The following is a 25,265-nucleotide window of genomic DNA, read 5'->3' on the forward strand; positions in this document are numbered from 1 at the left end:
TTAGGAACAATAAAGCTAATCGACCTGATACTTTACCAGAGCACCGGGAAACCGGACACTTTTGGCAGAGAATATTCTACGGGATACTCTACATCAACAAGGTACAAACCTTGAGGCGGTGCTGTGATACCACCTTGGCTGCGGTCAACGCTTCGTAGCACATCTCCTGCCCATTCAACCGGTTTACTGCCATCTCCAATCGCTGCCATGACGCCAACTAAATTGCGTACCATATGATGCAAAAATGACTTGGCTTCGACATCAACAGCGATACAGTCTTGCTGTTGTCGCACCACAATTTTATCTAAGGTTTTAATCGGACTGTGAGCTTGGCATTCACTTGCGCGAAAAGCGGAGAAATCGTGCTTCCCTATTAACTGATCAGCCGCAGCCTGCATACGGTCAATATCGAGCGAATGATGATGCCACCACATACGATTGTGGTGCACAGCCGAACGGCTAAGTCTGTTTAATATAAGATAGCGATAACGTCGTTTAACAGCACTGAATCGCGCATTAAAATCATCTCTGACAGGATTAACCCACGAGACATTGATATCTTTGGGAAGGTTGGCATTAATACCCAATAACCAGCCACGCTGCTCTCGCTCTGAGGCAGTATCAAAATGCACCACTTGATTAAGCGCATGCACGCCGGTATCCGTTCGTCCTGCAGCAAAGACTTCAACAGCGTGATTGGCAACAACGGAAACCGCTTTTTCAAGTTCTCCCTGAACCGTTCTTACATTTGGCTGATTTTGCCAGCCACAAAATTCGGAACCAGCATACTCAATGCCGAGCGCAATCCTCATGCAACAAGCCTATCTATGACAAGGAGTCGAGCAGGCTACGTGCACGATTTTTTTGTTCTTCGTTACCTTCCTGTAACACCTCATTGAGAATACTCTCTGCACCTGCCGCATCATCCATATCAATGTATGCAGCCGCCAAATCAAGTTTGGTCTCTGCTTCATCAATATCATCCAAATCACCGACGTCAAACTCGATCTCAGTGTCATCTTCAGAATCAGACCCAAGGTCCAACTCACTCATGTCAGGTTCTTCAACAGGACTTTCATCATCCAAATCAAAAGACAGGTGTTCGTCATCTGATGCAGCGTCTAACTCCAGCGCTTCGTCATTATCGACTTTTTCATCCGGATCAAGATTAGTGTCGAAGGAGAGTAAATCATCATCTGTGTTAGTGTCTGTTTCAACTGACTCGGCATCATCTTTTGAAGCTTCCTGCTCTGGTGTATCAGTAAAGTCATTCAAATCAAACTCTATGTGTTCATCCGACTGACTGTTTGGAGCAGAATCATCAACATTGAGCGTTGTTTCATTATCAACTTTATCCTCATCATCAAACGAGCCTGGGTCCGCTTCAAGATCGGCTTCAAACTCATTTTCAGGAACCTCTGATTGTGGAGGTTCTGTTACGAACAATTCATGGTTCGGGGCGAGTTCTTGTCCCCACTGTTTGATTTCATTCCATTCAAAGCTGTCTTGCTCGAAATTCGCCTCTTCAGCTACAGCAATAAACTCGTCCGATGATTGCTGTTTATATAGAACAAACAGCAATTTATATGCGACTAGCGTATTTTCTGGCTCTTGCAGTCTGGCCTGTTCCAGAGCATTTTTTGCCTGTACATAATCAGCATAGCCAACAAACATATCGGCCTGTTCAACCAGTGCACCTACTGTTTTCGTATCGGTTTCATCTTCCAGTGGCGCATCTGTTACTGAATCTTCCTTAGAAGAGATCGGAGCAACGACCACAGGTCCCGTGTCATCGGGTTGGTCTTTATCCAATTTTTGAACGGCTTCATCCCATGTCACTTCACGCTTACTGCGACGAGCGATTAACAACAGAAGGAACAGAATTAATAATAAGCCGAGTGCTGTCTGTAATTTGTTCTCGTTAACAAATTGTTTCACTTTATCAATAAGTGACTGAACCTTTTCTTCATCCAGGTTCAGTGCCTGTGTTGCATCACTGATTAGATTATCTTCCTCGATTTCAGAAGTGCTGGTTTGCTCTGCAACATCGGTAGGCTCTTCAGCCACTTCAGTTACATTGTCTGCGCTCTCCATATCAGCGTTATTAAGTGCGATGTCTGCAGGCATCGTTGTGGAATCCGAGTCATCTGACTGCAACTCAGCACTAAGTTCAGCAGCAAGGTTAGGATCTTCCTCTTCAAGGGTGCTTTGTAATCTGGCTAAATCAGCATCTTTAATGGAGATTAAACGACGCATCGTTTCTAGTTGTTCTTCCATTGCATCCATGCGCGCTTCGAAATCAACATTTTCCTGCTGTTGCATTTCGATGGTTTCTTGAGCCAAGGTAAGCTGCTCGGTTAACTTAGTTATCTGATCATCGCCCGCGACATTCAGTGCCGCATCATCCTCACTGGTGACATCATCTTCCGGTGCAACCAACTGCAGGCGGCCATCATTTTCAGAGCTTACAGCAGACTCTGTTAACTCAGTTTCAGTCTCTGTCTCAGACAATACTTGTGATGTTGTATCTTCGAAGTCAGACGCCGTTTCTGTAGTGGAATCTGACGCCATTTCAGACGTTGATTGCTCGTCGAGTTCTGTTTCCGTTACGGTAGTCGTCGACGCAGGTGATGTATTACGATTTTTCCAGGCTTGACTTTGCTCAGCAAACGCTGCTGCTGCTGCGGATTTTGATAAGGCGGTCGCCTGACTTTTAGATGGAATTTGTAAGGTAACACCGGCCATTAGGTCGTTAACATTGCCATTGCGGAAAGCACTGGGATTTTCTTTCAGTAATGCCATCATCATCTGATGCACACTGACAGACTTATCAGGTCGTGTTTTTAAAGCGACATTCCACAGCGTGTCACTTCGTTTAACATCATAACTTGTGCCCGCATAGCTGCTTTCTGCATATTGGTAACGGGTTGTTGTTGAGGAGCTTGATGTATCGGTAGTAGTTTGAGAACTAGGAGCAGCACTGGCGGTTGAGCGTGACTCAGCCATTACATAGGCTGGGGGATCAAGCAACACCGTATATTCACGAATCAAACGGCCAGAACCTGCAGTAGCAGTAAGCAGGAAATCCAGGAAGGGTTCTTTAACGGCTTGTTTTGTCGTAACCAGAATTTTGGTCTGGCCTTGTCTATTAACAATATCGAACTGCAGTTGACTCAACAGCATACTTCGATCCAAGCCTGCTTTTGAAAACTCGTCGTTGGAAGCAAGTCGAACCTGAAGATTCTCTTTTTCTTCAGACCGGAGGGCTGTGACATCGATTTCAGCCTTGAATGGCTCATTGAGCGCTGACATCAGCTCAAGCTTGCCCAGACCAAAGGCCTGACTGGTCAGGGGAGTGAAAAAGCCTATCGTTGAAGCAACGGCCAGACTGGCTAACAAACTTTTCTTCATTTTCATCCCCTGATCCTTTTCCTACTTAGAGATATTTATCGGCCAGCACTTCTGCAATTTGAATACTGTTTAATGCAGCGCCTTTACGTACATTATCCGCAACCACCCATAAATTCAAACCTTTAGGATGTGAAATATCTTCACGTACACGACCAACATAGACTGGGTCTGTGCCAGATGCTTCGGTAACCGCGGTCGGATAACCGCCATCTTCATGCTCATCAAGCAAGACAATACCTTCGAATTGTGCAAGCACATCTTTACACTGCTGGGCTGTCATTTTGTCACGTGTTTCGATGTGAATCGCTTCAGAGTGACCAAAGAAGACCGGGACACGAACGGCTGTAGGGTTCACCTGAATGGACTCATCACCCATGATTTTGCGTGTTTCCCAGACCATTTTCATTTCTTCCTTGGTGTAACCATTTTCCTGGAAGACATCAATCTGAGGTAAAACGTTGAACGCGATCTGTTTGGGGTATGCTTCTGCTTCCACCGGGCGACCGTTGAGCAACGCCGCAGTCTGTTTTGCTAGCTCATCCATGGCGGGTTTACCTGAACCGGAAACTGCCTGATAGGTACACACATTGATACGGGTGATACCCACGGCATCGTAAATAGGCTTCAGAGCCACCATCATCTGAATGGTTGAACAGTTAGGATTCGCAATAATACCGTGCTTGGTATAACCCGCCACAGCTTCCGGATTTACCTCTGGCACAACCAGAGGAATTTCATCGTCATAACGGAATTGCGATGTATTATCGATAACCACGCAACCTGCAGCGGCGGCTTTCGGCGCATAAATAGCGGATACGCTGGCGCCCGGTGAAAACAGCCCGATTTGTACTTTTGAAAAATCAAATTCGGCCAGGTCTTCAACGATCAGAGATTTGTTACCAAAACTGACTGTACTGCCCGCGCTGCGCTCACTGGCTAAAGCATATACTTTACCCACAGGGAATTGACGCTGGTGCAAAATCTCCAGCATTGTTTCACCAACTGCACCAGTAGCGCCTACGACTGCAACATCAATTTTTTTACTCACATTTCACCTTTTATAGTTGGGTTTAAAGCGCTGCGACAACAGCATCACCCATCTCTGAAGTAGATACTTTAGTCGTGCCTTCTGAATGGATATCAACGGTTCTTAAACCATTATCCAGCACTTTACTCACAGCGTTTTCAACTCGATCAGCCATTTCAGCCTCATCAAGTGTGTAACGTAACATCATAGCAGCTGACAGAATGGTCGCTAAAGGATTAGCAATATTCTGTCCTGCGATATCGGGGGCACTACCATGGATTGGCTCGTACATACCTTTGCTGTTTTCATCCAGCGAAGCTGACGGCAACATACCAATCGAGCCTGTTAGCATGGATGCACAATCAGACAAGATGTCACCAAACATATTGGTTGTTACCATCACATCAAACTGCTTAGGTGCACGCACCAATTGCATTGCAGCGTTATCGACGTACATATGGCTGAGTTCAACATCAGGATAAGATTTTGCCAGATCAGTCATTGTTTCACGCCAAAGCTCTGTACTTTCCAGCACATTAGCCTTATCGACTGAACAAACACGCCCCTGCCTTTTAGCCGCAATATCAAATGCTACTTTACCGATACGATTGATTTCACTTTCCCGGTAAACCAAGGTGTTGAAGCCCTGCTTTTCACCATTTTCAAGCGTACGAATACCTCGAGGCTGGCCGAAATAAATACCGCCGGTAAGCTCACGAACGATCATTAGGTCGAGTCCAGAGACCACCTCAGCTTTCAATGTAGAGGCATCTGCCAGTTGCGGATACAGAATGGCTGGACGCAGATTTGCAAATAAGTTTAATTGAGAACGGATGCCCAGCAAGCCCTTTTCTGGTCTGACACTGATATCCAGCGATTCCCATTTATAGCCACCCACGGCACCCAGCAAAATAGCATCAGCTTGCTTGGATAATGTCACCGTTTCTTCAGGAAGAGGGGTACCCGTCTCATCATAGGCCGCACCGCCAATAAGACCATAATCCAGACTGATATCCAGTCCTTCAGTGCGTAATTTATCTAATACCTTGACCGCTTCGGCGACGATTTCAGGACCAATGCCATCGCCTGGCAGGACTGCAATTTTTTTTGTCATCTTTTATTCTTTCGTTAACTAATTTTGGTTCAGGAAAACAACCAGGGTGCATCCTGTTTTCGTTTTTCTTCGTATGCTTCGATATCTGCTGTGTGTTGCAATGTCAGACCGATATCGTCCAACCCTTCCAGCAAACAATGTTTTTTAAAACCACCAATCTCAAATACGATATTTTCACCATCGGGCAGTGTAATAGTCTGCTCGGGTAAATCAACTGTTAATTGATACCCAGGCGTTGCTACAACCTGCTCAAATAATTTATCAATTAATGCCTCTTCCAGCGTAATGGCTAAAATACCGTTCTTACTGGTGTTGCTGAAAAAAATGTCAGCAAAGCTCGGGGCGATAATGACACGTATACCAAAATCATCTAATGCCCATACAGCGTGCTCACGGCTTGAACCACAACCAAAATTCTCACGTGCCAGCAAAATGCTGCCATTTTTATAGCGGTCTTGGTTGAGTTCAAAATCCGGATTAAGCGGTCGGTCGCTACAATCTTGTCCCGGCTCACCGTGATCCAGGTAACGCCATTCGTCAAAGAGATTGGGACCGAAGCCTGTTCGTTTAATCGACTTTAGAAATTGCTTTGGAATAATGGCATCGGTATCGACATTGGGCCGATCCATCGGGATGACAATGCCGGTTTCAACTGAAATTTTTTGCATTACGCGCTGTGACCTCTTAATTAGCAGCGGTTAAAGTTAAATAAAAACTGACTGGTACAGCATGACTTATGCTGGATAAACCTGCGAGTTCGCGCAGCTTCTCAACACCACCTACCAGGTCATAATCCGATACATTAAGGATGACCGGCTCTGCTGAAACAAGGAATAATGTGTCATCCGCTAATTTGCTAATCACAACGTCAAAAGTCAGCGCCTGTTGGCGGCCATGTAACGCTAGTTTAACAGGTACGGAAACACGCATTTGTTGCCCGACCTTGATTGTATTCAGCTGTTCAGAAGTGATATTGCCTGTTATCTGAGCTGATGGAAAATCCACGACGTCAAACAAGAATTCTTTCATTCGGCTATCACGAATATCAATATTGGTGTCCACAGAGCTCAAATCAATCTTCACTAAGAAGTTACCCGACGCATCTAAACCACCTGATAGCTGACCAAATGAATGGACTTCAGAAACATTCACCTTTTTAGTTGATATAAAGGAAACTCGTGACTGTGCATTATCAATTTGCCAATCTGCCGCCTGAGCAGACAGGCTGAACATCATCACTGCCAGTATTGGAAGGATTTTAATCATTTCTCATTCCCTATTCATAAAAAGGTGTCACGACACTATCAACAGACTCATGATCTAGCATCAACTCATCAATGGAGCGTGTTAATTCTTCTTCCACTGGCGATTTGAGCACGATAATTTCAACACGCCGGTTTTTAGCCCTGTTGTCTGCTGTATCGTTGGGCACTAACGGTTTCGTGTCTGCATATCCCTCCAGTACAAAACGCTCCGGTTGCATATCACCGGGTGCTAATAACTCATGCACTACGGATGTCGCCCGCGAAGTAGAAAGCTCCCAATTTGAGCGATAACGTCTGGTATTAATGGGAACATTATCGGTATGCCCCGCTACAGCAATGCGACCATCCGTTTTCAATAATACATCATGTATTTTTTTAAGAATGGGGATGAAACTATTGTTGAGTCGGGCGTCACCTGAAGTAAAAGACCCCTTCTCACGAATCCGGATCACAATACGGCTGAACTCGCTTTCCACAACAATTAAGCCTTCCTCAATCTCTTTTTCTAATGCTTCTTTAAACTTCTGTGTTTCTTCTGCGACTTCCTGCGCTTGTTGCTCCGCTACTTTTTCAGCATCCATCGTGACTTTTAATTCTTCACGCGTTTCGTCCATGGTGTCCTGAGTCACCACTTTGAGAGGTGTCGGCTTGGGTTCACCCGGACTAAATTCCTGGGCAATGATGCTGGTACCCTTGGGAATTTCGTTTGCTGCTACCTCTCGCTGAACACCAAAGGCATTTTCCAGAGACTTGACCACCATTTTGTATTTCAGTGCATCCATCTCAGCAAAAGAAAGCAATAATACAAAAAAGCACATCAGCAAAGACATCAGATCGGCAAAGGTAGCCATATAAGCAGGCAAACCCTCGTCTTCTTTCTTGGTTCTCTGTCCGTTTTCACTCATTGCGATAGATCCGGTTCAATCAAGCAGCCGGTTCTTCTTCAGGGTCACGTTTTGAAGCAGGCAGGAAGTTACGCAAAATTTCACCCAATACTTTCGGATTTTGTCCTTCCTGAATGCCCAACACACTTTCAATAATAATGCTCTTAGTCATTAACTCTTCGGTGCTTCGCAGTGACAACTTGTCGGCAATAGGTAAAGCAAACATATTAGCCAGCATGGCACCATACAGGGTCGTTAATAACGCCACCGCCATTGCGGGACCGATTGATTTTGGATCGGACATATTGGTCAACATTTGAACCAAGCCTATCAGTGTCCCAATCATGCCCATGGCCGGTGCAGCATCACCGATAGCTTTAAAAATTTGCTGACCGACGCTGTGCCGATTCAGCGTTTCATTCATCTCTGTCAGCAGAGCTTTTTTAACCACGGCGGGCTCATGACCATCAACCAGCATGTTGATGCCTTTTTCAAGTAAAGGATTGGTTATTTCTTGTTTTTCTAATGAGAGCAAGCCCTCTTTACGAGCGATACCGGCAAGTTCCACAACCGATTCAATAATTTCCTCGGGAGATTCAGATTTATTCAAAAATGCTTTTGTGGCCGTTTTTATGGAACCAATAAACTGACCCAAACTAAATCGCATCAATACAACGGCGAATGTACCGCCGATAACAATGGCAAATGAGGGCATATTGACGAAGGTACTGGCCGCAGCACCTAAAGCAATGGTCGCAATAATCAGGCCCCAAGCAACAACCAAGCCGAGTAGCGTAGCAAGATCCACTAATTAACTCCCTATATCTGTGCCTGAGCACACCAAAAATCTAAGCGCTAATTCTACCGAATAAAGGCCAATAAATCTCGAATATCAGCTGTTTAAATGGTGTTTTTTATGTTTTTTCCGTCGATAAAGTACTGCCGCTGGCAATAACATCACTACCAAAACCAAGATAACCAGTAACAAAGGCCATAATAGTGGCTGATTCCATTTACTCTGTTTTGCCTGTCGTAAATCCGTGTCTAAACGCCGGTACTTGAGTGTGTTGTTAGCCATCAGGTTAGACTTAACGTTGTGATTCCACTCATGAAACAAGGTAAACTGTTTTGGGTGAAAGCCCCATACCCAGGGAGCATCCTCGCGGGCAAGGTCGACCATTTCCTCAATAATTTGCTGTCGTTTTACGTTGTTCGGCATGACACGCATTTTTTCAAATAATTTATCGAACTCCGAATTGTGATAGTTGGCTGCATTTTCACCACCCGTATCGACTTTACCATTAGGCCCGTACAGTAAAAATAGAAAGTTTTCCGGATCGGGATAATCGGCATTCCAGCCCCACTGAAATATCTGAGCCTGGCCACGGCGCATTTTGTCCTGAAAACGATTGTAATCGGTACTACGAATCACCAGTTGCACATTCAACTTACGGAATTGTTTACGTAACCAGTCAAGCTGCGCCTTACTATCTGGCCCACTGGCCGGGACATCAAAATACAATACTAATGGCTCGCCTGTTTCCGCATTACGGCCTTTAGGATATCCAGCCTCAGCAAGGAGTTTTTTGGCTTCGTCCAGAGAACGCCGCACCGGTTCGTTATTTTCCCACTTATAAATATAGGGGTTTATTCCCTCCTCGCCATCTACATAGCCGAATATACCCGGAGGGACAGGACCCTGAGCCGGAATACCTCGGCCGTTAGCAAATATAGAAATGTATTCCTCATGATCAATGGCTATGGAAATTGCGCGACGTAATTTTTTGGCACTCTCGGAATCACCGCCCACCAATGGGTCCAGCATATTGAAACCAATATAGAAGGTAGATGTACCCACCGCTGTTTCTAACTGGATACCTTTTTCTTTCATGCCTTCGCTTAAGCCGAATTCACCGGATGATGAAACCTGTACAGCCTGATCGAAGCTATCAGAGCTTATGCCACTGGCATCATAATAGCCCTGAATGAATTTACCCCAGTAAGACGTGTTTTCTTTCTCAAGTGTAAACACGATTTTATCTATCATCGGTAACGGCTTGCCGGCATCAACAAGCAGGCCATTTCTGGCATCTTCAGGTTCACCTTCACTGGGATAATATTCTCCATGGAAGTGTGGGTTTTTGGTTAATACCATTCGCTGATTGGGATCATTTTCAGTCATATAAAAAGGTCCGGTACCAACCGGATACCAATCTATGGTGATGTTTTTTTCAATTAAACCTGGCTGACTGTAAAACTGTTCTGCTTCCCATGGTATGGGAGCAAAAAAAGGCATCGCAAGCCAAAACCGTAATTGTGGGTATTTTCCATTAACGGTGATTTGATAATGTTGATCATCGAGGACTTTTACACCTTGAATCTCATGTGCACGCAGATCAACAGCCTTACCTTCCCGTCTTAGCTCACGCAGCTTCTTTGCATAATCGGTTAAACCGACGATATATTCACCCATCAATCCAAGGATCGGAGAGTGAATCTCTGGATGCGCTAATCGTTTGATCTGATAAACATAGTCCTCTGCAACCAGTTCACGGGTACCTGTCTGCTCAAAATCGGCAATATTCTGGATATTTTCCAGTTCCGACTCTTCCAATTGATGATAAAGAAAGGTTCCGTTTTCATCTTTAACAAAGGCTGGGTGTGGTTGATAGAAAATTTCAGATTGAATCGGAATGGTATAAACCGTTTGGGCGACCTCGCTTTCCGGTTGAGGATTGTTTATGACGTCTCCCTGTGCATCGAGGTATTTCACCTCAGGCATCGCTTTAGCCGCTAAAGGCTCTAGCTCGTAGGGCCTTTTAAGGTAATGATATTGATAGGGTGGCTCGTAGATTTGGCCCGTTATGGCAATCTCATTGGCACTGTATGAGCGCGCCGGATCCAGGTGCTTAGGTCGAAGTGAAAATGAAGAATAAAGAACAGCAGCCTCGCTGTCTTGATCAGGGTAAGGTGAGTTTATAGCTTGTGGATCACACGCTGTAATCACGAACAGCATCAAATAAACCAGCAGATGTTTCAGAGGCATACAATCCCTAATCAGTTAAGTCTAAGCAGCTTTGTGACCAAGATTATAACGAGATTACTGCATAGCTGCCCTTCCCGTCATCTTGAAAATCAGGTAAGTTATCCGCCTTTACCCCAAGTTTAGGAGAGACACATGGGTTTTCTGGAAGGCAAACGTGCGTTAATTGTGGGCGTTGCCAGCCCACGCTCAATAGCATCAGGCGTTGCTCACGCCATGGCAAAACAGGGCGCGGAGCTGGCTTTTACCTATCAAAATGACAAGCTAAAATCCCGTGTCGAAAAAATCGCTCAGGAGTGCGGTGCTGATCCAAAGATGGTCTTTCCTTGCGATGTGAGCGACGATGCCCAAATTGAGGCGGTATTCGATTCTCTTGGTAAACACTGGGATGGCCTGGATACGATCGTTCATTCGGTTGCTTTTGCGCCACGAGAACAACTCCAAGGCAGTTTCGTCGACAGTGTCACACGTGATGGCTTTGCAATGGCTAATGATATCAGTGCCTACAGCTTTGCTGCTTTGGCAAAAGCGGGAAAATCAATGATGGCTGGGCGTAACGGTTCATTTATGACCCTGAGTTACCTCGGTGCGGAACGTGCAATTGATAACTATAACGTCATGGGCGTCGCCAAGGCAGCGCTGGAGGCGACTGTTCGTTATATGGCCTACTCTCTCGGTGAGGAAGGCATTCGTGTTAATGCTGTATCGGCGGGACCAATCAAAACTCTGGCAGCCGCTGGTATTGGTGATTTTAACAAAATGCTGGCCTATGGCGAACGTAACTCACCGTTACGCCGCAACGTAACGATTGACGAAGTAGGTAATGTTGCCGCCTTCCTTTGTTCTGATCTCGCATCTGGTGTCACCGGTGAAATTACTTATGTAGATGCTGGTTATAACATCGTAGGTATCGGCGATAAGTAAGCCTACATCAATCTGCTAATATAACTCACAGGGCATTTTTTAATGCCCTGTTTTGTTTCTGGCCACAGGAAAGGAAATTGCAATGTCTCAAACTCATGCCATGGTTTTGCTGGCCTTTATCATTTCAGGCGCCATCGGTGGCGTCATTTTTGGCTGGTATGGCGGTGAAACAGCGACACAAATAAGCTGGTTGGGAACGTTATTTCTGAATGCGTTGAAGATGACAATTATTCCCCTCATCGTTGCATCTATTATCAGCGGCATTGGATCCCTGGGTGATATTCGTCGTCTGGGACGCTTCGGTGGCTATACCGTCCTTTACTATACTGTAACCACAGGTCTGGCAGTACTCACTGGCTTACTCGTCGTAAACTGGATACAACCGGGCGCTGGTATACAACTGACTCAAGCGGCGGTCCCTGAACATATTCTGGCAAAACAGGACACAGGCATCAGTGATATTTTCTTATCTCTAATTTCGCCCAACCTCATCTCAGCAGCCAATGAAACACAGCTTTTACCTTTAATTGTCTTTGCCATTTTGTTTGCTATGGCCCTCACAACACTGGGGGATAAATCAAAGCCCGTATTCGCGGTTTTTGATGGCATCAATGAAGCAATGATGAAATTGGTTATCTGGGTCATGCATCTTGCACCGATTGGCATCTTTGCTTTAATTGCAGCACGTTTAGGTAGTGCCGGGGGCGGTGAACAATTTTTAGCTGAAATCAAAGCCGTTGGTCTTCATGTTGTAACTGTGCTCACCGGCCTGCTTATTCACGGTGTCGTGTTAGTACTGATCATGCTGTTTGTGGCTCGTCGTGGCTTTGACTACTTACTGGGTATGGCGAGAGCACTGGTGACCGCCTTTGGTACAGCCAGCTCTTCGGCCACGCTTCCATTAACAATGGAATGTGCCACCGAAAATAAGGTTGATCCCAAAGCTGTCAAATTTGTGTTGCCATTAGGTGCAACCATCAATATGGATGGCACAGCGCTATACGAAGCAGCAGCTGTCCTATTCATTGCTCAAGCATATGGGATCGACTTGACGATGACGCAACAAGCTATCGTGTTTATCACTGCTACGCTCGCAGCTATTGGCGCAGCCGGAATTCCTGAGGCCGGCCTGGTCACCATGGTCATCGTTTTAACTGCTGTGGGATTGCCACTGGATGGCATCGCTTTATTATTATCCGTAGACTGGTTTCTTGATCGATTCCGTACCACGATCAATGTCTGGGGCGATAGTGTAGGTGCCGCCGTTATCGATCGACTGACATAAAAAAAGCGCCCAAAGGCGCTTTTTTGTCTGGTCGCGTCACAGCTTAACGTAACGCTTTGTCCAAAATCTCGATGTCCGCATCAGCTCGCAACGTTTCTATAAATGCCTGAACCTCAGCATTCGCCAGAACCTGTTGAATTTGCTGTTTCAGAGCTTGTTGATCCTCTGGCACCACATCAGCCGGCTTACCCTCTTCCACAGCGGTAAGTTTGATAACAACATAATTACCGTTGTTGGCAGTGAATCCAGCAAACTTAGCGCTATTATCAGGTTTTGGCATCGCAAAAGCCCGCTGTAAGATCTGAATACTAACGTTCTCTGTTTCGCGGCCATAAAACGCAGCATCCTGCCAGTTTTCCAGCACATCGCGGACATCATCGCCTTGCTTGAGCCTAGCCAACACTTCTTCACCATGCTCACGCGCTTTGTCACTCGCCCGCTCAAACGTTAATTGTTGCTCTATAGCCGGAGACACAGATTCGAATGGCAGTACTTTTGAAGGTGTAAAACTATTTTTATGAATCACAACCAGATGCGTGTCTGAGAGTTCAATAGCTGCGCTGTTTAAGTCATTTTGCAAAACATCTTCACCAAACGCTGCATTGATAACTTTTTGTTCGCTGGCAATGCCAGACTCAGTTCCGTTACGGCTGAAGCTTTCTGTCGTTTTGATTGGCAATTCAAGCGCCTCCGCTGGGACATCCAGATTATCCGGATTTTCGTAACTCAGATTCGCCAATTGTTCAGCCTGATCAAAAAAGATCGTTTCAGCTTGTTGGCGACGGTAAAGTTTTTCAATCTCGTCACGTGCTTCTGCAAAGTCTTTACCCGCTGGCTGTTTAATACCAGTAAGTTTGATCAAGTGATAGCCAAACTCGGTTTTGACAGGTTCACTGACATCCCCCTCTTCTTCAAGCGCGTATGCAGCCTCTTCGAATGCGGGATCCATAACATCACGTTCGAAAAAGCCGAGATCGCCGCCTTGCGTTGCTGAACCGGGATCTTGTGACAACTCCTCAGCCAGTGCCGCAAAGTCTTCGCCATTTTCAAGGCGAGCTTGGATAGATTCGATTGCAGCAAGCGACTCACTGTTATCACCTTCAATCAGGATATGACTGGCCCGGCGCTGTTCTGGCCCCACAAATTGTTGTTGATTGTCAGCATAGAACTGCTTCAGCTCGTCTTCAGTGACCTCAAGATCAGCGGCAATGGTATCCACTGATAACTCGATATAGTTGAGTTTGAGTTGTGCCGGTGCCTGATAATTAGACTGATTTTGTTCGTAGAATTGTTTAACTTCATCCTCAGTCACAGTCACTTGCTCAACATAATCCTGAACAGGTACCACGCCGTAAGCAATTTCACGCTTTTGCTCTTGCAATCTCAATGTCTTACGCACATCTTTCTCTGTTACCAATACGGTGGTTTGAATGTTTTGCGTAAGCTGCTGAGCCATCAGGTCTGTGCGTAACTGTGCCTCATAACGAGTAGGTGTATAGCCCACTCTAGCCAGGACCATGGCATAGTATTCAGAATCGAACTCACCGTCACGTTGAAATGCGGGTGTAGTTCGAATGACCTGTGAGATTTCAGCATCACTGATCTGTTGCCCAAGTTTCTCATTGGCATCACGGAGTAGTTGTTGTTCAATCAAGCTATCTAATACATTTCGTTTGACCATCGCGCCTTCAAACATAGCTGGATCGAATTGTTCGCCCAGCATGTTTCGCATCTGATCACGATATTGTTGTACTGACTGCTGAAGTTCCGCCTGATTAATCTCTATACCGTTCACTTCAGCTACAGGCACATCTGATGGACCTGTCAGGTAAGAGTTCACACCCCACAGGGCGAAAGGAATACTAATTAGACCTACAATAAGCCAGGCAATCCAGCCTTGGGCACGATCACGAATGAAATGCAACATAGAAGAGAACCTTCAGGATAATCTTATTAAAATAGCTAGTGTAATATATTAGGCAAAAAAAAAGGCGCATTGAATGCGCCTTTTTTCATATTTGGCGGAGCGGACGGGACTCGAACCCGCGACCTCCGGCGTGACAGGCCAGCATTCTAACCAGCTGAACTACCGCTCCTGTATTCCTGGTGGGTGCTGAGGGGATCGAACCCCCGACCCTCGCCTTGTAAGGGCGATGCTCTCCCAGCTGAGCTAAGCACCCCAGAAAACAGACTAGTTTACAGAATCTTTAAGTGCTTTACCAGCCTTAAATGCAGGAATTTTTGCAGCAGCGATTTTGATTTCTTCGCCTGTGCGTGGGTTACGACCAGTGCGTGCAGCACGATCGCGAACAGAGAATGTTCCAAACCCTACCAGAGTGACTTGATCACCTTTGCTCAGGGCTTTTGTTACAGCTGATGTTACACCATCAACAGCTTGTGCGGCTTTTGCTTTTGAAATATCTGCAGCTGCAGCAACTGCATCAATTAGTTCAGATTTATTCACAGCTTAATTCCTCATATCATTATAAATAGTTATATCGTCCAAGTCCCAATAGCCACATAGTTTCCAGACACTGGCTTTATTGGTCTTGTGTATCTAACTACAGCAAATTGGACGTGTCAAGACGGATAATTTGAGTTGTTCGAAAGATTTTCTATGTTCATACAAATAGCCAATCAGTATGAAGTTGACAATCCAGTCTGTGACATGAATATTGTTCTGTTTACTGTTTCTCAATATAGGCTTTTGTAAGCGCGACAAAGGCTGACACAGAAACCGTTTCCGGTCTTTGCGCCGGGTCAATTCCTACACGTTCAAAATCCTCAATAGTTACCATATTTTTCAGTGTGTTAGCGATCGTTTTTCTACGCTGACTGAATGCTGCCGTGACCACTTTACCCATGATATCGAGGTCGACACTACCACCGACTCGATGCTTGCGTGGTTGCAGATATATAATCGCGGATTCAACCTTGGGTGCCGGCTCAAATGCTTCGGGTGGAACAATAAATAACAACTCCGCGTCGCATTGGTGCTGGATCATAATACTCAAGCGACCGTATTGCTTGTTGCCGGGCTGCGCGCAAATGCGCTCAACAACCTCTCGCTGTAACATAAAACACATATCTTCAATACAATCGCCCTGCTCCAACAAGTGAAATAACAATGGTGTCGTAATGTTGTAAGGAAGATTGCCAATTATCCGAAGTAATTCATCGTTTTTTTGTAAGCTACGGTAGTCAAAGCGCAATGCATCCGCTTCATGAATCGTTAGGTGTGGGTGGCGTAATTGCTTTTGTAATAATGGGACTAGATCACGATCCAGCTCGATCACATCCAGCCAATCGCAGTGTGATAAAAGCGGTTTGGTCAATGCTGCACGTCCCGGGCCAATCTCAACTAAATGTTGACCTTTCTCTGGGCTTATCGCCGCCAAGATAGATTCGACAACCCCCTCATCATGAAGAAAATTCTGACCAAAACGTTTTCGTGCTCTGGGGTACTGGCTTTTTGTCATTCTGTGTCCCGGCTATTTGCCATCATCAATGCCATATCGATCGCAGTCTGCAGACTTGTCGCCTGAGCCGTGCCTTTTCCTGCTAAATCCAAGGCCGTTCCGTGATCCACCGAGGTCCTGATAAATGGTAGGCCTAGCGTTATATTAACGGCTTTACCAAAGCCATGATGTTTCAACACGGGTAAGCCCTGATCATGAAACATTGCCAACACCGCATCGTAATGCTGTAATTTATCCTGATTAAAAATGGTATCCGCTGGCCATGCCCCAGTAATGGTGGCTTCTGTGGACTGCATTTCATCTATGACTGGTTGAATCACGTCGATTTCTTCACGACCAAGATGGCCCCCCTCACCGGCATGCGGATTCAGGCCACAGACTGCGATGCGGGGATTCTTAAGTCCAAACTGTTGTTTGAGACTATTGACTGTAATCGTAAGCACCTGACGTAGGGAATCTTTACTTATAGCATCAGCCACAGCGCGCAAGGGTAAATGTGTCGTCGCCAGAGCTACTCTGAGTTGTTCTGTGGCAAGCATCATAACAACTTTTTCGACACCGGCACCGTCAGCAAAAAACTCAGTATGACCACTAAAGTCGACCCCGGCATCGTTAATCACACCTTTGTGTACAGGTGCCGTGACTATCGCATCAAATCGTCCATCCATGCAGCCATCCAGAGCCAGTTGAAGTGTTTCAATGACATAACTGCTATTACTTGAATTTAAACGCCCGGCTGTGACTGATGAAGCCAATGAAATGGGTAAATAATAAAGTTGACCTACTCCCGCAACCTTGGCAGGCTCAGTGAGGTCTGCTTTGCTTAACTCTATGGGTAAGTTAAGTTGCTTCGCTCTTTGTTCCAGTAAGTCCGGATCCACAATAGCAATTAACTGAGCCGATTGTTTTTGCTGTGCAATCTGCAGACAAAGATCGGGGCCAATACCAGCCGGCTCGCCAGCCGTTAGCGCAATGCGCTTTATGGATGTCAAAGTTAGCGATACTCCACATACGCTTCATCACGCATTGCTCTTAACCAGCTTTCCAGCTCTTCATCAATTTTACGTTGGCGAATTTGTTCACGTGCTTTGTTTCGTTTGAATTCGTCGGCCATATTTTGTTCGCGTCTATCCATCACTTTAACTAAGTGCCAGCCAAAACGACTTTTAAACACATCACTCATTTCACCAATAGCCAGGCTTTCCATTTTTTCTTCAAACTCTGGCACCATCACACCGGGGCTGGTCCAACCGAGGCTACCACCGTCAATAGCTGAACCTGTATCTTCGGAGTGTGACCGCGCCAATTCAGCAAAATCTTCACCTTTTTCGATACGTGTACGTAATTGTTGAAGACGTTTTTCAGCCTGTTCATCAGACGTCAGCTCATTGGTTCTAATCAAAATATGACTAGCCAGCGTTTGCTTGACTAAATGCACTTCCTGACTCTTTTTGTCTTTCACACGGACAAGATGAAAGCCACTTCCGCTGCGCAAAGGTTCACTGACCTCACCCACAGCCAGTTCAGGCACAACACCAGCAAACAATGAAGGTAGCTCACCTTGCTTACGCCAGCCCAACTCACCACCCTCAAGTGCATTCTGCCCATCCGAATAGCCAGCAGCGACTTCTGAAAAGTCACCCCCCTCATCTAATAAAGACTGTATTTTTTTGAGTTGTTGTTGCGCTTCCTGCACCTGCTCAGGTGAAGCGGCCTCTGGCATACTGACCAGAATGTGTTGGAGTTGATATTCAATCTCACCATCGCCCTGAATGCTCTGCGTTGCAAGGAAGTTATCAACTTCACGGTCCGATACCACGACACGATCTTCGACCTGACTTTTCCGTAATCGGGAAATAATCATTTCTTCGCGAATCGTGTCACGGAAGCGGCTGAAGTTATAGCCATCATCTTCTAACACATCCCGAAACTGGCGAAGATCCATATTGTTGTTCGCAGCAATCTGTTTCAAGGCCGCATTGAGAGCATCATCACCTACCCTCACACCTACCTTGTCTGCACGCTGTAGCTGAAGACGTTGCATGATAAGTCTTTCAAGAACCTGCTTACTCAATACATCACCGGGAGGAATGGCGGCGTCTCTTTGTCTTAATTGCTGCCGTACCGTTTGTTGCATATCCATCAACTCGCTTTCCAGAATCACTTCGTCGTTGACGACAGCAATAATGCGATCCAGTGGTTCAGCCCAAACATTGGTGACAAGCAGCATAGCTGCAATAAGATACTTAATCATTGAAACGTTTTACTCCAAATTTCACGCAGGCATTATAAAGCAACAACGCTCTAGCTGCGCGCAGCATAATCATAAAATCCCATCATGGTTGCGTTTAGTCCGCCTGATAACCCCTGATACTCTGCTCCAGCAGACTGTCAGATTTTTTACCGAATGCGCCCAGACCTTTTAATTCTATTTGTAGATAAATAGACAAGTTTCGATCTTGTTGTTCTGTGTTGACGTTGTTGAAAATGCCACCTTCGTTCACATAATTGCGAATGGCCAATCTTGTTGCCCAACAACAACTGTCGTATTCAACACCAAACAACCCTTCCAGAGTTGTTCCGGTATTTAGTGAACGATAATATCGACCAAATACGCTCCACACATCATTGATAGGCACGTGCGCAGAAACATCGAGATGTTCTAAACCTTCCTGAACGTTGGTTGCCGCATTTTCACGACGATAACGATGAGAAATATTAAAAATAACCCCATTATCATTACGATAGCGCATTCCTACTGACGACAGGTTGGATTGATTGACATCCGGATCCCACTGTATTTCACCGTTAACTGACCACTCATCGTTAATATAAGCGACAGCTTCTGCAATCATGTCTGACTCTCTATCTTCTTCGACGGTTCCACCAGGGAGAAAGACTTCACGATCACTGAAATATTGGATTTGACCAAGCGTAAAACGAAACTTCTCCTTTCCTGTTTGTTGATCGAGAACACGGGACGTCAATGCCAATGAAAGCTGATTCGCATCCCCTACACGATCACGCCCAATAAAGCGGTCGTAAGAAAACAATCGAATCATATTGAACGTCGAAAGCGCCGTATCAAAACTAGGAATATCAGATTGTTCACGTCGAGGGATGTAGAGATAGAAAGCTCTAGGTTCCAGTGTCTGAGTATAGCTATCACCCCAGAAATTAATGTCACGATCGAAGAACAAGCCTGTATCAAAGCTGGTGACGGGCAAAGTTCGGCTGGCACTATCATCAAAACTGTTCGTTTGGTCGTTTTTGAGATCATACTGTGTATGCCTCAGTGCCACTCTTGGTGTAGCGTAGAAACCAGCTGTTCCCATCGGCAAACTGACAGCCGGTTCAAAATCAATACGCTGGCCTTCAATCCTTTCGTCGTGATCAAACTCGACATACTCAGCATCCATTTGGTAGGTCAGCCCGAAAGCCTGATCGGGTAAATTAGATCGAAACAGCAGTTGTGGCAGACGTTTGTATGGCTCCTGAACATCTCCCAAGGTTTGATATCCCTGAACACGGGCGGTTAAATTCCAAAAGTCGCCACTATAACCAGCCTGGGCTAATTGATTGAGATGGGTCTGACTGGATAAGCTTAGACTGGAACCAAAATCTTCAAAATAGTTTTCGTCAGATACATAGCCATAATCAACTATGCCATGCCATCTGTTGTAGTAGGTTCTGTTCTGCCATGTAAACAGCTCTCTATCTTCCTGATAATATGGATTTGTATCATCGCCATCCGTTCTCAGGTCATCCGAGCTCAAAAATGATGCTTCCAGTTCACCTTCACTGTATTCCGTTAAGTAGCGGTATTGTCCGCTCAACATAAAGCCACGATCGGACATGTAGCGCGGCGTTATGGTCGCATCCTGATTGGGTGCAATATTCCAGTAATATGGGGTGGCCAGATCAAAACCGGTTTCGTCACTGGTGCCAATGGTGGGCGCCAAAAAGCCAGACTTGCGTTCATCATTGAGGGGAAAGTTAATGTACGGTGTGTAGAATACTGGCCAACCGCCCATACGGAGAACGACGTTGGTGGCTTCACCGACAGCCGTTTCATGATTTAGGTGGACTTTGTTGGCTTTTAATTCCCAGAAATTACTGCCTTCCGGACAAGTAGTATAGGTCGCTTCTTTAAGATCCGTCGTGGCTTTTCCCTTGCGCAGGATATGTGAAGATTCACCACGTGCATGCATTTGCCGAATGCGATACTTGGCATCGAGCATACGGCCTTCATCTTTATTCAAAGACCACTCTGCCTGTTCCGCATCGATAATAACATCACTGTCACGCAGTCTAACGCCCCCAGTTGCGGTCACGTCACCACTATTCCGGTTGTAGGTTGCCCGTTCAGAGGTCATTTGTCGGCCAGCACGGGTAATATCCACATCCCCCGTAAAAACAGACGTGCCTGTCTGTATAAGTTGCACACTATCGGCTTTAACATCGACTTGGCTTTGTTCAGGGTCAACTGTGGTAGCGGGTAAGAAAAGATTTTCGTAACCAAAGTGACAGGTAAGACCGCCCTCCTGTTCAGCTAAAGCAGTCCCCGCCAAGCAGGCCATTATTATTGTTGATAAAACCTTTACTCTGCGCATGTTCAACCTCAAGCTGCTGCCCCAGCCATAATCGATATCCTGACCGAAAAAAATAACTACCAATTTATCGCATATATAAGCGCAATCGGCAAATCAGCTGTTATCCAACGCATAGAAAAAGACACGTTATCAATGCTGCTTCAATAGTTTAGCAATACCAGTAACGAGAATCCTCTGATAATGCTTGCGTCAGTTTCCGTTCAACACTCGCAAGGGCTGAAATTTATTTGCTAAGATATGTTGACACTAAGAGCACCAGTCCCTATGATATGCGCTTCCTTTCGGGGGGCTATAGCTCAGCTGGGAGAGCGCTTGCATGGCATGCAAGAGGTCGGCGGTTCGATCCCGCCTAGCTCCACCATAATACCGAAAGAAAAAGTTTTAGGTCCCCATCGTCTAGAGGCCTAGGACACCGCCCTTTCACGGCGGTAACGGGGGTTCGAACCCCCCTGGGGACGCCATATACAGAACGGGTCTGACAACAGGCCCGTTTTAGTTTAGAACAAGAATAAATTTACAGCATTAGAAGTCACTGGGTCCCCATCGTCTAGAGGCCTAGGACACCGCCCTTTCACGGCGGTAACGGGGGTTCGAACCCCCCTGGGGACGCCATCTATACCAATAGCGCTTTTATAGCGCTATTTTTTTATCTATCTCACCCGACTGTTCATATACCAGGCTAGCCCAGCAAACACCATTGTTGGGAATGCTGCGGCCATCGAGGGGAATAAGCCAAAGACCAAGCCCATGTGCTGGAAGCTTTGGTTAAATAAGTGAAAGCCTATTCCGACTAAAGTCCCCACCAGAATGCGTCCGCCGATCGGCGTTGTACGTAAGGGCCCGAATACAAAAGGAACCGCCAGAAGCACCATTACCGCCGTACTCAATGGCATCATCATTTTGCTCCAGAACGCCAATTCATACTGTGCCACTGATTGATGGTTTTGTTCCAGATATTGAACGTATTCGAGCAAATCCCAAATCGGTAGAAACTCCGGTGGCACCACAACGATATTGAGCATGCCCGGATTTAACTGAGACTTCCATCGGGCGTGTGAAACCGAACGTACTTTAACACCGCTTATGTCGATAGTGCTTTGTACGACATCAGATAAAATCCAGCTATCTTGCTGATATTCTGCTTCCGCAGCCTGCGTTAAAACACGGAGCCTGTTGTTATCATCAAACTCATAAATTGCAATGTTAGCGAAACTGCCATCACTATTAATCCGCTCAATATGATTAAAGTGATTACCATCACGGGTCCAGAAACCATGTTCGGAGCGTACCCCTTCGGTACCGGTTTGAGATACCGACTGCAATTCACGTGCTTGTTGCTCGGCAACAGGTCGAAGAATCTCACCCACTACAAGAGCAACCAGCATCAATACGCCTGCCACGAATAAGACCGACTTATTGATGTCTTTGATTGAAACACCGGCAGCTCGCATCGCGACCAGTTCGCTTTGGCTTGCTAGATTCCCTAAACCAATCACGCTGCCCATTAGGGCGGCAACCGGTAACAGTTCATAAATCCGCTTGGGCATTGTCAGTGCGATGTAAGTCAGAATATCCAACAGCTGATAATTGCCTTTACCAAGGTCATCCAACTCAGCGATGAAGTCCATGAAAGTATAAAGACCAAGCAATACCAGAAGCACGAGTAGCGTGCTGGCGATAATATTTTTAGCGATATATTGTTGGAGAATTTTCATTCAGCTACTGATTCTCTGTCTGTATTGGTCCAGAATCCGGCGCAACTTTTGGCGATTGAGCAGCACCAGCAATAAACCCAGCATAAGTAAATGTACCCATACCCCGCCTAACCAGAGAGGGATATCCCCTTTCGCTACCCATGCACGATTAACACCGAGCAGGTTGCTGTAGACAATGTAAAGTAAAACAGCAGGGACAAAGCCAGCGTAGCGTCCTTGTCGTGGCCCAGCGTTTGCGAGTGGTATAGCCATCAAACAAAGTAATAACGTCATTAATGCGGCTGAGGTGCGCCATTGCACTTCAGCGATGTCCTGAGCTTCCCCGCGTTCAAGAAGCTGCTTGGTGGGCATTGCTTTGTGCCGCTCCCTCACCTCACCGTCGTCACCTTTTTCAACCAGCAAACTATGTGAACCAAATTGGGCTATAGTAAAGTCCTGATCACCCGCTTTTCCCTCGTAACGATAACCATCGTCCAACACTAAAAATTTGTTACCCGTAATTGAATCCACTTCGAAATAACCGGTTTCAGAACGAAAAATCAATGGTTTTTCTTCACGATGGATTTCAATAAAGACATTTTCCATAAACTGCTTGTTGGCACTGAGGCCTTCCGAGTAAAACGTCCAATCACCATCCCGGCTCTCTTTAAAACTACCTGCTATCAAACCTGTGGTATTTGCAGAGACTTTAGCGCGTTGCTGTAATTCATAACGATCAGACATCACACCAGGAACAATATACAGGGCTAACACGGCCACAATCACAGCGATGCTTCCGGCAAACAGCAGCACGTTGCGCATAACCCGCAAATTTGAAATACCACAGGCAGCCATCACAGTGAGTTCGTTATCTGAACTCATCCGTCCTAGTCCAAGCATCACTGCGAGAAAGGCGCCAATTGGCAAAAGAATGGACAACGCACCCAGCGAACTCAGTCCTAACAAACTGAAAATGACATCAGCAGGCATATTGCCTACAGCCGCGTCCGCCAGATAGCGGGCAAAGCGTGTCGAGACGTAGATCAGCCACAAAACACCGGTTACGGCAATCAGGTTGATACTGAATTCTTTGAGCATATATCTGTCAACGACAGCCAGCCAAGAATGAAATAGTTTTGGAACGTTGCGCATCAATGAAGAGTCTTGGTTACAATAAAGCGGTTATTTCTGACACACTAAAACGATAAGTCTAAACCAATTCATCCATACAGGAGAAATCCATGCAGTATTTTGTGACTACGGACACACTGGCAAGTCTTGAGACTGATTGCCTTGTTGTCGCGGTTTATGATGGTGGTGAACTCAGCCCCTCAGCAGCACAGCTTGATGAAGACAGCCAGGGCGCTGTTCAGCGCGTCATTGACAGCGGCGATGTAACGGGCAAGGCGGGTCAAACATTATTTATCCATCACGCCAGTGGCGTTAAAAGTGCCCGAATCTTGCTGCTTGGGTTTGGTAAAAAAGGCAAAACCACTGAAAACGATTTCAACACTGCCACCACTGCAATGGCGCAGGTTATCAACGAGAGTGGAGCACAATCGGCTGTCTGCGCTATTGCCGAAGTAGAAATGGCTGGACGCAGCAGTGCATGGAAAGTACGCCAAACAGCCTGTAATACCGAAAGTACACTGTATAACTACACACATACCAAGAGTGACAACAAACCAATTGAAAAACCGTTGTTATATCTCAGCTTTGCTGCAGATGAAGCTGACTCAGCCGCTTTCGGCCAGGCAATGGCGCAGGGTTCAGCCATCGGTCAGGGCATGAACTTGGCAAAAGAGCTGGGAAATCTGCCTGGAAATATCTGTACACCGACCTACTTAGCTGATCAGGCCGTGAAACTTGGACAACAATACGATTCCGTCAAAACGACTATTTTGGAAGAATCAGATATGGAAGAACTGGGCATGGGCTCTTTTCTCTCCGTTTCACGTGGTAGCCGTCAGCCTGCCAAACTGATTACGATGGAATATAACGGTGCCGGTGGTAATGCACGTCCTGTTGTTCTAGTTGGCAAAGGTCTTACGTTCGATGCGGGTGGTATCTCATTGAAGCCTTCACAAGGCATGGATGAGATGAAATATGACATGTGTGGTTCTGCCAGCGTGCTCGGTACCATACAAACTATTGCTGAACTCGGTTTGCCTATCAATGTAGTGGGTGTCGTTCCCAGCTCTGAAAACATGCCTGATGGCGATGCCAACAAACCCGGTGACGTCGTTACCAGCATGGCAGGCAAAACTATCGAAATTCTCAATACCGACGCCGAAGGTCGTTTGATCCTCTGTGATGCGCTGACTTACAGCGAGCGTTTCAATCCTGAAATCGTTATTGATATTGCCACATTGACAGGTGCCGTTATCGTGGCGCTGGGTAGTGTGACTACTGGCGTGATGGCTAATGATCAACAACTGGCGGATGATTTAATCAAAGCAGGCAACGACAGTTTTGACCGTGGCTGGCAATTACCTATCTGGGATGATTATCAAAAACAATTGGACA

Annotated in this window: 20 protein-coding genes and 5 tRNA genes; 6 read left to right on the top strand and 19 right to left on the bottom strand. The window is 46.0% G+C overall.

Annotation, left to right across the window (positions count from 1 at the left end):
* Positions 1 to 32 precede the first annotated feature (32 nt).
* The 9 genes from truA to ACTF5U_RS08475 form a co-directional block, all read right to left on the bottom strand.
* The gene (truA, locus tag ACTF5U_RS08435; protein WP_438971189.1) at positions 33 to 812 is read right to left on the bottom strand and encodes a tRNA pseudouridine(38-40) synthase TruA; all 780 of its coding nucleotides are present in this window, start codon (positions 810 to 812) and stop codon (positions 33 to 35) included.
* Between the two features lie 13 nt (positions 813 to 825).
* Positions 826 to 3,417 (bottom strand): FimV/HubP family polar landmark protein, encoded by a 2,592-nt coding sequence (locus ACTF5U_RS08440; RefSeq protein ID WP_438971190.1) that lies wholly within the window; start codon positions 3,415 to 3,417, stop codon positions 826 to 828.
* Between the two features lie 19 nt (positions 3,418 to 3,436).
* Positions 3,437 to 4,459 carry an aspartate-semialdehyde dehydrogenase gene (locus ACTF5U_RS08445; RefSeq protein WP_438971191.1) on the bottom strand — a complete coding sequence of 341 codons (1,023 nt, stop codon included), beginning with the start codon at positions 4,457 to 4,459 and terminating at the stop codon, positions 3,437 to 3,439.
* A 22-nt stretch (positions 4,460 to 4,481) separates the two neighbouring features.
* Positions 4,482 to 5,552, bottom strand: coding sequence for a 3-isopropylmalate dehydrogenase (leuB, locus tag ACTF5U_RS08450; RefSeq protein WP_438971192.1), 1,071 nt, complete (start codon positions 5,550 to 5,552; stop codon positions 4,482 to 4,484).
* A gap of 29 nt (positions 5,553 to 5,581) precedes the next feature.
* On the bottom strand, positions 5,582 to 6,220 hold the full coding sequence (leuD, locus tag ACTF5U_RS08455; protein ID WP_438971193.1) for a 3-isopropylmalate dehydratase small subunit: 639 nt from the start codon (positions 6,218 to 6,220) through the stop codon (positions 5,582 to 5,584).
* A gap of 16 nt (positions 6,221 to 6,236) precedes the next feature.
* Complete coding sequence (locus ACTF5U_RS08460) at positions 6,237 to 6,818, bottom strand: YceI family protein (protein ID WP_438971194.1); 582 nt, start codon at positions 6,816 to 6,818, stop codon at positions 6,237 to 6,239.
* A gap of 10 nt (positions 6,819 to 6,828) precedes the next feature.
* Positions 6,829 to 7,722: a flagellar motor protein MotB gene (locus tag ACTF5U_RS08465; RefSeq protein ID WP_438971195.1), complete on the bottom strand. Its 894-nt coding sequence runs from the start codon at positions 7,720 to 7,722 to the stop codon at positions 6,829 to 6,831.
* 19 nt (positions 7,723 to 7,741) lie between these two features.
* Positions 7,742 to 8,509, bottom strand: a complete 768-nt coding sequence (pomA, locus tag ACTF5U_RS08470) for a flagellar motor protein PomA (protein WP_438971196.1) — start codon at positions 8,507 to 8,509, stop codon at positions 7,742 to 7,744.
* Between the two features lie 84 nt (positions 8,510 to 8,593).
* Positions 8,594 to 10,747 (bottom strand): ABC transporter substrate-binding protein, encoded by a 2,154-nt coding sequence (locus ACTF5U_RS08475; RefSeq protein WP_438971197.1) that lies wholly within the window; start codon positions 10,745 to 10,747, stop codon positions 8,594 to 8,596.
* A gap of 132 nt (positions 10,748 to 10,879) precedes the next feature.
* On the opposite strand from ACTF5U_RS08475, the gene ACTF5U_RS08480 reads away from it, so the two are divergent.
* Both ACTF5U_RS08480 and ACTF5U_RS08485 read left to right on the top strand, forming a co-directional pair.
* The gene (locus ACTF5U_RS08480; protein ID WP_438971198.1) at positions 10,880 to 11,668 is read left to right on the top strand and encodes an enoyl-ACP reductase FabI; all 789 of its coding nucleotides are present in this window, start codon (positions 10,880 to 10,882) and stop codon (positions 11,666 to 11,668) included.
* Positions 11,669 to 11,750: 82 nt separating this feature from the next.
* The gene (locus ACTF5U_RS08485) at positions 11,751 to 12,953 is read left to right on the top strand and encodes a dicarboxylate/amino acid:cation symporter (protein WP_438971199.1); all 1,203 of its coding nucleotides are present in this window, start codon (positions 11,751 to 11,753) and stop codon (positions 12,951 to 12,953) included.
* A 43-nt stretch (positions 12,954 to 12,996) separates the two neighbouring features.
* On the opposite strand, the gene ACTF5U_RS08490 is transcribed toward ACTF5U_RS08485, so the two are convergent.
* From ACTF5U_RS08490 to ACTF5U_RS08525, 8 genes are all read right to left on the bottom strand, one after another.
* On the bottom strand, positions 12,997 to 14,880 hold the full coding sequence (locus ACTF5U_RS08490; RefSeq protein ID WP_438971200.1) for a SurA N-terminal domain-containing protein: 1,884 nt from the start codon (positions 14,878 to 14,880) through the stop codon (positions 12,997 to 12,999).
* Between the two features lie 92 nt (positions 14,881 to 14,972).
* Positions 14,973 to 15,049, bottom strand: a tRNA-Asp gene (locus ACTF5U_RS08495).
* An 8-nt stretch (positions 15,050 to 15,057) separates the two neighbouring features.
* Positions 15,058 to 15,133: transfer RNA gene (locus tag ACTF5U_RS08500), tRNA-Val, on the bottom strand.
* A gap of 11 nt (positions 15,134 to 15,144) precedes the next feature.
* Complete coding sequence (locus ACTF5U_RS08505; protein WP_438971201.1) at positions 15,145 to 15,417, bottom strand: HU family DNA-binding protein; 273 nt, start codon at positions 15,415 to 15,417, stop codon at positions 15,145 to 15,147.
* Positions 15,418 to 15,637: 220 nt separating this feature from the next.
* The gene (rsmA, locus tag ACTF5U_RS08510; RefSeq protein ID WP_438971202.1) at positions 15,638 to 16,432 is read right to left on the bottom strand and encodes a 16S rRNA (adenine(1518)-N(6)/adenine(1519)-N(6))-dimethyltransferase RsmA; all 795 of its coding nucleotides are present in this window, start codon (positions 16,430 to 16,432) and stop codon (positions 15,638 to 15,640) included.
* Positions 16,429 to 17,424, bottom strand: a complete 996-nt coding sequence (pdxA, locus tag ACTF5U_RS08515) for a 4-hydroxythreonine-4-phosphate dehydrogenase PdxA (RefSeq protein ID WP_438971203.1) — start codon at positions 17,422 to 17,424, stop codon at positions 16,429 to 16,431. Before pdxA ends, rsmA begins: the two co-directional genes overlap by 4 nt.
* Before the next feature lie 2 nt (positions 17,425 to 17,426).
* Positions 17,427 to 18,686, bottom strand: a complete 1,260-nt coding sequence (locus ACTF5U_RS08520) for a peptidylprolyl isomerase (RefSeq protein ID WP_438971204.1) — start codon at positions 18,684 to 18,686, stop codon at positions 17,427 to 17,429.
* Between the two features lie 94 nt (positions 18,687 to 18,780).
* Positions 18,781 to 21,045 carry an LPS-assembly protein LptD gene (locus ACTF5U_RS08525; protein ID WP_438971205.1) on the bottom strand — a complete coding sequence of 755 codons (2,265 nt, stop codon included), beginning with the start codon at positions 21,043 to 21,045 and terminating at the stop codon, positions 18,781 to 18,783.
* Between the two features lie 285 nt (positions 21,046 to 21,330).
* Between ACTF5U_RS08525 and ACTF5U_RS08530 the strand changes: the two genes are divergently transcribed.
* The 3 genes from ACTF5U_RS08530 (at position 21,331) to ACTF5U_RS08540 (ending at position 21,657) form a co-directional block, all read left to right on the top strand.
* Positions 21,331 to 21,406 (top strand) — tRNA-Ala (locus tag ACTF5U_RS08530).
* A 24-nt stretch (positions 21,407 to 21,430) separates the two neighbouring features.
* Positions 21,431 to 21,506: transfer RNA gene (locus tag ACTF5U_RS08535), tRNA-Glu, on the top strand.
* Between the two features lie 75 nt (positions 21,507 to 21,581).
* Positions 21,582 to 21,657, top strand: a tRNA-Glu gene (locus ACTF5U_RS08540).
* A gap of 38 nt (positions 21,658 to 21,695) precedes the next feature.
* Here the strand turns inward: ACTF5U_RS08540 and lptG are convergent.
* Together lptG and lptF are read right to left on the bottom strand one after the other, a co-directional pair.
* Positions 21,696 to 22,760, bottom strand: coding sequence for an LPS export ABC transporter permease LptG (gene lptG, locus ACTF5U_RS08545; protein WP_438971206.1), 1,065 nt, complete (start codon positions 22,758 to 22,760; stop codon positions 21,696 to 21,698).
* The gene (gene lptF / locus ACTF5U_RS08550) at positions 22,761 to 23,837 is read right to left on the bottom strand and encodes an LPS export ABC transporter permease LptF (RefSeq protein WP_438971207.1); all 1,077 of its coding nucleotides are present in this window, start codon (positions 23,835 to 23,837) and stop codon (positions 22,761 to 22,763) included. It abuts the gene before it with no gap.
* Positions 23,838 to 23,980: 143 nt separating this feature from the next.
* Between lptF and ACTF5U_RS08555 the strand changes: the two genes are divergently transcribed.
* On the top strand, positions 23,981 to 25,265 hold a 1,285-nt coding region (locus ACTF5U_RS08555; protein ID WP_438971208.1), incomplete at its 3' end, for a leucyl aminopeptidase.

It is taken from the genome of Methylophaga sp., from assembly GCF_965655755.1.
Taxonomy (GTDB): domain Bacteria; phylum Pseudomonadota; class Gammaproteobacteria; order Nitrosococcales; family Methylophagaceae; genus Methylophaga.